Annotated in this window: 1 protein-coding gene; it reads left to right on the top strand. The window is 36.0% G+C overall.

Translation table 11 applies throughout. The features are described 5' to 3' along the window. Nucleotides 1-405, top strand: a 405-nt coding sequence (locus tag E3E25_RS11400) for a CBS domain-containing protein (RefSeq protein WP_167893419.1), incomplete at both ends; no start/stop codon positions are given.

Genomic DNA, 405 nt, shown 5'->3' with positions numbered 1-405 from the left:
CCATTGATAATGTTGTAGGCTATATTCATCAATTAGACTTATTTAAAAATCCATCAAGCATAAAAGAAATATTGCTGGCCATACCAACAGTGCCCGAAAGTATGAGTGCTTCTGATTTGATTAATAAATTCACCAAAGAAAGAAAAAGCGTTGCATGGGTAGTTGATGAGTTTGGCGGCACTGCAGGAATTGTAACAATGGAAGATGTATTAGAGGAAATTTTTGGAGAAATAAAAGATGAATACGATACAGAAGAATTGGTAGATAAACAGATTGCAGAGAATGAATACATTTTCAGCGGAAGAGTTGAATTGGATTTACTGAACGAAAAATACGGCTTGGGTTTTCCTGAAAATGAATCTGAAACACTTAGCGGATACATTATTAACGGCCACGGCACCTTCC

Source organism: Thermococcus sp. MAR1, assembly GCF_012027305.1.
In the GTDB taxonomy this organism is placed as follows: domain Archaea; phylum Methanobacteriota_B; class Thermococci; order Thermococcales; family Thermococcaceae; genus Thermococcus.
The sequence above is the reverse complement of the archived record's forward strand: the minus strand, read 5'-3'. Positions and strand labels throughout refer to the sequence as shown.